At 51.1% G+C, this 7,613-nt stretch carries 8 protein-coding genes; all 8 read right to left on the reverse strand.

The features are described 5' to 3' along the window. Window positions 1-106: 106 nt before the first annotated feature. The 8 genes from HZS80_RS22950 to HZS80_RS22985 are packed head-to-tail and all read right to left on the reverse strand — an operon-like array spanning window position 107 to window position 7,465. Window positions 107-1,285 (reverse strand): TRAP transporter large permease, encoded by a 1,179-nt coding sequence (locus HZS80_RS22950; RefSeq protein WP_179917432.1) that lies wholly within the window; start codon window positions 1,283-1,285, stop codon window positions 107-109. Beyond that, window positions 1,278-1,856, reverse strand: a complete 579-nt coding sequence (locus tag HZS80_RS22955) for a TRAP transporter small permease (RefSeq protein ID WP_045812069.1) — start codon at window positions 1,854-1,856, stop codon at window positions 1,278-1,280. The genes HZS80_RS22950 and HZS80_RS22955 overlap by 8 nt, the downstream gene beginning before the upstream one ends. A gap of 38 nt (window positions 1,857-1,894) precedes the next feature. Then, window positions 1,895-2,296: a hotdog family protein gene (locus HZS80_RS22960; protein ID WP_035561299.1), complete on the reverse strand. Its 402-nt coding sequence runs from the start codon at window positions 2,294-2,296 to the stop codon at window positions 1,895-1,897. 5 nt (window positions 2,297-2,301) lie between these two features. Then, entirely contained in the window at window positions 2,302-2,757 is a 456-nt protein-coding gene (locus HZS80_RS22965) for an FAS1-like dehydratase domain-containing protein (RefSeq protein WP_035561296.1), read from the reverse strand. 49 nt (window positions 2,758-2,806) lie between these two features. After that, window positions 2,807-3,958 carry a C4-dicarboxylate TRAP transporter substrate-binding protein gene (locus HZS80_RS22970; protein ID WP_035561292.1) on the reverse strand — a complete coding sequence of 384 codons (1,152 nt, stop codon included), beginning with the start codon at window positions 3,956-3,958 and terminating at the stop codon, window positions 2,807-2,809. Between the two features lie 47 nt (window positions 3,959-4,005). Beyond that, window positions 4,006-5,235, reverse strand: a complete 1,230-nt coding sequence (locus HZS80_RS22975) for a CaiB/BaiF CoA transferase family protein (protein WP_179917433.1) — start codon at window positions 5,233-5,235, stop codon at window positions 4,006-4,008. Further along, window positions 5,232-6,182 carry a hydroxymethylglutaryl-CoA lyase gene (locus tag HZS80_RS22980; protein ID WP_179917434.1) on the reverse strand — a complete coding sequence of 317 codons (951 nt, stop codon included), beginning with the start codon at window positions 6,180-6,182 and terminating at the stop codon, window positions 5,232-5,234. The genes HZS80_RS22975 and HZS80_RS22980 overlap by 4 nt, the downstream gene beginning before the upstream one ends. Next, window positions 6,182-7,465 carry a hydroxymethylglutaryl-CoA reductase, degradative gene (locus HZS80_RS22985; protein WP_035561627.1) on the reverse strand — a complete coding sequence of 428 codons (1,284 nt, stop codon included), beginning with the start codon at window positions 7,463-7,465 and terminating at the stop codon, window positions 6,182-6,184. The genes HZS80_RS22980 and HZS80_RS22985 overlap by 1 nt, the downstream gene beginning before the upstream one ends. Window positions 7,466-7,613: the final 148 nt, after the last annotated feature.

Raw genomic sequence — 7,613 nt, forward strand, 5'->3', positions numbered from 1 at the left:
AGTTGTCGGTATCCCATGCTCTGCTTCACTTTGGTAGGTAAGGCAGAGAGGGTACCGGCGCTGGCCCTCCTGCCTCTACCTTGTGATCCAAAGTGCTGCGCTTATTCTATGAATCCAGGATCACAAAGATATTCATACCTATGGGGGGGGTTACCATCCCTATCTCAAGCAGTTTGGTAAGCACTACGCCGAACCAGATTAGGTTAAGTTCTACGCTGTCAACGATAGGTAGAACAATAGGAAGGGTCAGCAGCATGGCTCCGATCGGCTCTAAGAACATACCTAATAATAAGTAGATCAGCACAATAATTAATAGGATAATAAAAGTGCTAGCGCCAGCCTCAATAACCATCGAGGAGAGATAGTCACCAGCACCAGAGAGCGATAGAAAGCGGGTGAGCAGGCTAGCCCCCATGGCAATGATGAGAATCGTTCCCGTAGTAAGTAGGGTTTCCAAGACAGCGCTACGCAAACGATCCCACGTTAAAGTGCGCTTACATAGCGCCACGACACATGCGAGAAATGCACCCACAGCCCCTGCCTCGGTGGGGGTGAAAAGGCCGCTGAATAGGCCACCAAAGATGCCAAACATAATCATCACCACAGGCCAGACTTCCCACAGCGCCTTGAAACGCTCTTGCATTGAGACCGACTCTTTTGGTGGCGGAGCTAACTCAGGGTTAAGCTTAACTCTCACAATTACCACGATGATATAGCCAAGCACAGTGAGCAGACCGGCGGCAATACCGCCAAGAAACAGCTTGGTAATCGGTTCCTGGGCAATAATACCGTACAGAATCATGATGATTGAAGGGGGTAACAGTGCCCCCACGGTACCTGCAATAGCTACAGTGCTGGTGGCCAATCCTGGGTTATAGCGATGCTTGATCATCTCTGGTACAGCGATACGCCCCATAGCAGCCGAGCAAGCCACTGATGAACCGCATACGGCAGCGAAGCCAGTAGTGCCAAATATGGAGGCCACCGCCAACCCTCCAGGGACTCGAGATAACCATAGCCGAGAGGCCCGAAACAGCCCCTGAGTCAGCTGGGCATGGTAGCAAATATAGCCAAGCAAGAGGAACATAGGTACCGAGCTGAGCACCCAGTTGGCGGAGAACTGATAGGGAATCAAACCAAGAGAGCCCCAAGCGATCCCCCATCCCATTAGGTACCAAAGACCGCCAAACGATACTCCGATCAATGCCAACCCTACGGGAATACGCAGCGCAATTGAAACAAACAGCACAACAAGACCACAGAGCCCGATCTGTACATCACTCATGGGATCCTCCTCGAGGTTCTTGCATCTCAGGAAGAACATCCCATGCAATGGCTTGTTCTTCATCGTTCACTACCAGGCCGCTACACGCTCCGGTCAAATAGATGGCAAACTTATAGATCATCACAAGCGCCAGCATGCCCAGCCCCAAGGGCAACATGAAGTAACCAGGCCACGTGATGATGGTGGTGCCCCCCTCTACTAGAGAGGCATTAATTTCAAACTTAATCATTGCCTCAGCCCAGGTCTTTATCGTCATTAATATCAACACTGCGACACTGAGCGGTAGCAACCAATGTGCTAAATGATACTGCACACGCAATGGCAGCCTCTCTGTGACCACTTCCACGGTTATATGAGCATTCAGCTTTTCCGCATAAGCGAGCGGTACAAAGGTAGCAATGATCATGTAGTAGTTAGCAACATAAGTAATCGTGCCCGGTAGCGGCGCTGAAAATAGATATCGTAATATTACGTCTGCAGTAATATGCAACATCATCAGCACAATGGCACAGCCACCTAGCAGCGTAGTAACGCTCGTTAATCCGGAAAGCCAACGTCCGAGCCGGTACATAACAGTTCTCCTGAAGGTTGTTACAGCCCACTAAAGTCTCAAGTGAACCGAACATTGGCGACAGCCACGGTTGTAGTTATACCGTCCTGTTTTGTAAGACACAGAGAAAGCTCAGCAACCATGCCATCGCAAGATGTGACCCTGCCCTCAGCAATGAGCACCTCCCCGATATAGGCGGCTTGGCGATTGCTATAACGAAAAGCAGTCAGCTCTCCCTCTCCATCCAGCCACTCCTCAACCATTTGGGTCAGCCAATCCCCTTGAAGCGGACCATCAATAAGCAGTTGAGGGTGCCCCTCATGTTCCTGGGTATAGGAAAGATCGTAGTGAATACGGTGGGGGTTCCAGATCGCCGCGTTATAAAGGAAAAGCTGAACCGTATCTGCCTTGAAATCCCGGCGAGGCAGCGCGCCGCCTTCTCTAATGTTGAAACTAGGCATCGCTCTCATCTCGCAATACGTGTCAGATATTCTGTAACGACTGGCTCGCCGACACTGGTTTCAAAGCGGTTTTCGAATACCATGAAAATCAAAGGGCCTGAGCCACCCTGTTTTTCGTAGAGATCCGTTAGTTTTTGGGTGCAGACCAGTACGTCCCCCGCGTAGGCACGCCGATAGATTTGGTAGTCACTACCTCCCGCCATAATGCGCTTGAGCGGCAATTCAGGGATCAGTGAGCTATCCGGTTGGCGCCCATCAGGCAGCAGCTCACTTAAAGGAATAACCGGCATCATGGCGCTGAAAAGAAACAGCAAAGGGGCTTCATCACCCTCAAGATAACGACGTTGGCGCTGACCAGTGGCAACAGCATATTTCTTGATATCATTCCGAGTAACTTCGAACTCGAATGGCGCTAGCTCCGTGCCAATGAGTGCCCGGAGCTCATCTGTAAGAAGATTCATGACTTCCTCCTAATCGAGAGAGCTGGGCTCAATGTGCCCAGCTCTGGTCTCATAGACCGTGTTTCTCTACATCGACTTTGGAGAAAATCTCTTCCCAGTAGAGATCAGCCAGCTCCTGCTCAGTTTCCACGTTCTGCACTAAATCGGTCCACTTCTCCAGTAGCCCCTGGAAGTTCGCAATCATTTCCTCACCATTCTCGACACCATAACGCGTGCGGTAACCCTCAGCGATGTGCTGCATGTCGTCTCGGATAAAAGCTTGAGTCTTGTCGATTAGAGCTTGATCAGCATGGTGGATCGCCACGCCTCTTTGCTTGGCCTCGGACAAAATACGATCTTCTTGCTGGTGATAAATCCAAGGAACCCCAGCAGAGAACACACTTGCAGCACGTAGCATTACTTCGCGCTGCTCCAGGCTTAAGCTTTTCCAGGTATCGGCATTGATATTAGTGCCAGCGATGGGCATTGGGCCGCCAGGTACGTCCATATTAATGTCGGTTACTACATCAGTGAGGCCGAAATTATGGATCTCTGGGGAGGCAAGTACGATACACGAAACCACACCCTGGCCGAGTGCCTCAAACATCTCATTAGCCGACATAGTAACGGGAGATGCACCCACCGACTCAGCCCAGCGTGACCAGTTGGAAGCACCCACACGCAGACGCATACCTTTTAGATCCGCTTCAGTTTCAACCGGTTCATTACAGACTAACCCGTAGGAAGTGCCGCCGGTGCTACCGGTATAGACTTGATTCTGTGCACTAAACTCTTGGCTACATTCTGGGCAATTAAAAAAAGTGAATTCAGATAGCGCGCCCATAAAGATCATTCCTTCCCGGCCTTGCGCTTTCTCGCCCAACAAACCGACCAACATAGATGCCTCAACGGCCATGTTGCTGTGCGGATATTCTGATGGGAAATAGGACGTCAAAACAAAGCCAATATCAGCCATACCATCACGTACGCCTCCAGACGTTTCTGCGAAATTCAACAGAGACATAGGGAAAATGCGAACGCTGAGCTCACTATCAGATAGCGCTTCGACTTCGTCTGCGTATTTTTTGGTCACGTCCACTACAGAAGAACTCGGCGGATGACCGATCGCATAACGAAGTGTCCGTGCTTCAACGTTAGAAGCTAGACCGCAAAACACAAGAGTTCCAGACATGACCAAGCTTGCCATGGATTTGATATTCATATTGTCACCTTGTTGGATTTGTTATTTGAAATTTCAGTATCAAAAAATCAAATTACCCCGTTCTCACGTAGTAATGAGATTTCCTTTTTAGAGCGGCCTAACCAGCCTTCGTATACGACTTCGTTAGATTCGCCCGACCTTGGCGCCTGTGCGCCCTTCTCGTTGGTGCCCAAAGACATTTTTATTGGATTACCAAACACCTCGAAGCTTTTTCCTTTGTATTCCACCGGTATAATCATGTCGCGTTCACGCACATGAGGATCGGCGACTACTTCATCAATCGTTTTGATGGGTGAAAGAGGAAAACGAGTACCGGTCATTTCCTCCAACTCCGCCTTGGTATGGCTAGCACACCAACGCTCCACCACGGGCCGTACCCGGCGCTCATAGGTGGCGTTATCAAAGCGCTTGGCCATGGTGTCGATCTCTGGATCCTTGATCAGCTCTTGGTCACCAAACACTTGGCATGCTTCACGCCAAAACTTATCGGTATAGGCACCAAAAAATACATGGCCGTCTTTACATACAAACCGTCCATAGGGCTTCACAAAGGGATGGCCGTTTCCCTCGGGCACTGCGACTTTGCCGGTGGCTGTGTAGTTAACCAAAGCGTTTTCAGTCAGCGATATGATGGAATCCTGTTGAGAGATATCTACATGCTGGCCGAGGCCTGAACGCTCTGCCTCGCGCAGTGCGCCTAGCGTTCCTATGGCACCATATAAGCCCGCACTGAGATCGCCCAACACGGTGCCTACTCTCATAGGTTCCTCAACAGTGCCATTTATAGACCACAGCCCGCCCGAAGCCTGTGCGCTGCTATCGAATGCAGGGCGGAGAGCATTTGGCCCCTTTTGGCCGAATCCACTTATACTGGTCATCACAATGGCCGGATTAATATCACGAAGCGCTTTAAAACCCAGCCTTAACTTCTCCATAGTTCCAGGACGAAAGTTTTCAATCACGATATGAGCCTTGCGCACCATATCTAGGAAAAGCTCGTGCCCTTCCTTTGCCTTGAGATCGAGACTGACAGCCATCTTGTTTCTATTGTATTGAGCAAAGAAACCACTAATGGCTTCATTCGTTACATCTATGGCGGGTGGAAACTCCCGTGTGAGATCAGGATCTTTAGGATGCTCAATCTTAATAACAGTAGCGCCCATATCAGCGAGCATCATGGTGCAATAGGGGCCAGCGACCACACGGGTAAGATCAAGGATAATGACTCCTTTAAGAGCCCCTTTCGCCATTAGCGGCATGCCGGTTGTTTCCGTCATTTGTCCTCCAGATTTGTTGTCGTATTGTTATACTGGCTGCTAGCGTGCTCATGTGTTGCCTTCCAGGCTCGTGCTACATGGGAAGCCGTTTTGCGGCCCAGATATTGATCCGCGAAATCACCTGCGTTGACAACACTTTCCAGATCAATACCGGTAGCCAAGCCCATACCTTCAAATAGATAAACTAAGTCCTCAGTGGCGACATTTCCTGTGGCCCCAGGGGAGTAGGGGCATCCTCCTAAGCCGGAGACCGAGCTATCGAAGGCCCGAACGCCTGCTTCGAGCGCAGCCAAACAGTTCGCGACTGCCATTCCCCAAGTATCGTGAAAATGAGCAGCGAGTTGTTCAACTGGCACCTCCTTGGCACAGGCAGAAACAAGGTTTCGCACATCGCTGGGCACACCAGCGCCTATGGTGTCGCCAAGACTTATTTCGTAGCACCCCATGTGATAGAGACGTTTCGACACCCGAACTACATTGGCAATAGGCACCGCTCCATCAATGGGACAACCCAAAACGCACGATACATAGCCACGCACACGAATTCCGTTGTCCTTTGCCGCAGCTATCACCGGTTCGAACCTCGCAAGGCTCTCGTCAATGGAACAGTTAATGTTGCGTCGATTAAACGTCTCCGAAGCCGCAGTAAAAATGGCAACTTCGCGGCAACCATTTTCAATCGCCATCGCCATGCCATGCTCATTGGGAACCAAAACGCTATAAGTCACACCGTCGCGAATGGGTAACGCCTTCAGCACCGCGTCAGTCTCTGCCATCTGCGACACCCAGCGTGGTGACACAAATGCACCTGCTTCAATATGACGTAAACCGGCATTGGCCAACTTCTGAATAAACGCAGCTCGGATACTGGGAGGCAATATTTGGGTTTCATTCTGCAGCCCATCGCGGGCTCCAACCTCCATTAGGCGCACGGCTGGTTGACTCATTATTTACGCAACTCGTTGAGTAGCGCTTCGGCTCGATCGGAGCGCACATCATGATCCATAACCATCTGGCGCACTAGCTGATCCACCTCCTCACCCCGAGCCCCCGCAGATAACGCAATATTCCGCGCATGCAAGGCCATGTGACCGCGCTGAATACCTTCCGTGGCAAGCGCACGTAAAGCGCCAAGGTTCTGCGCTAGCCCAACGGCTACCGCAATCTCAGCCAGCTCCTGTGAGCTTTTAACACCTAGAATTTTCAATACCAGTCTGGCTAGTGGATGCGTCTTGGTCGCCCCACCTACCAGCCCTACAGGCATCGGCATTTCTATCGTCCCGACCAAGTGGTCTTCCCGGTCTTTTTCCCACGTGGTAAGCGAGCCATAGTGGCCGTTGCGGCACGCATAAGCATGCGCGCCCGCCTCTACTGCCCGCCAGTCGTTACCGGTGGCGAGAATCAACGGGTCAATACCGTTCATAATGCCTTTGTTATGTGTGGCCGCTCGATAAGGATCAATCGCCGCGAAGGTATAGGCGTCAATAATACGGTCTATAACGTCTGTACCTGTAAACTCACTCGTCTCGAAACACTCCGGAGCGATGCGCACCTGCGCCCGCGCCAGACGTAAATCAGCTAAGTTAGATAAAATGCGAAGCCGCACCGTGCCGCCGGTGACTTCTTCGATCAAGGGAGCAACCGTCTCGGCCATTGTATTAACAGTGTTAGCTCCCATGGCATCACGTACATCCACTACCAAGTGAACCACTACCATGGGGCCTCTAGGGCTTTCCATGAAAGTATGCACCTCTAAATCGCGACAACCGCCCCCAAGTTTGTTAAGTAGTTGATCCTTAGTGTTGGCCAGATCGATCAGCCGATGCTTATTACGCAGCAAGCTCAGCCGTGCATTGGCGGGATCGCCGAGTCCGACGATTTGAATTTGTGCGCGCATTAATGGAGCGCTACTAGAAGTTAGAAAGCCGCCACCAGGGCGCGCCAGCTTCGCCATATAGGAGGCAGCGGCAACAACGGAGGGCTCTTCCACAACCATTGGCACGAGTACATCACGGCCATTGATCATAAAGTTACTTGCTAAGCCAAGGGGCAGCTCAAACTTACCGAGCACGTTCTCAATCATGCCATCAGCAATCTCGATTGAAAGCGCGCCGTCATCACGAAGCAGAGCTACTTCCTCTATATCCAGATCAATATGCTGAGACAGAACATCAATACGCTCTGACGGTGAAAGGTTGCGAAAGCCGGGAAGTTGGGAACTGTTGCTCACTATATCCCCCTTTTGGGATGTGTTGTTATCCTGGATTCATAGAATAAGCGCAGCACTTTGGATCACAAGGTAGAGGCAGGAGGGCCAGCGCCGGTACCCTCTCTGCCTTACCTACCAAAGTGAAGCAGAGCATGGGATACCGACAACT

The organism is Vreelandella glaciei, assembly GCF_013415125.1.
Taxonomy (GTDB): Bacteria; Pseudomonadota; Gammaproteobacteria; order Pseudomonadales; family Halomonadaceae; genus Vreelandella; species Vreelandella glaciei.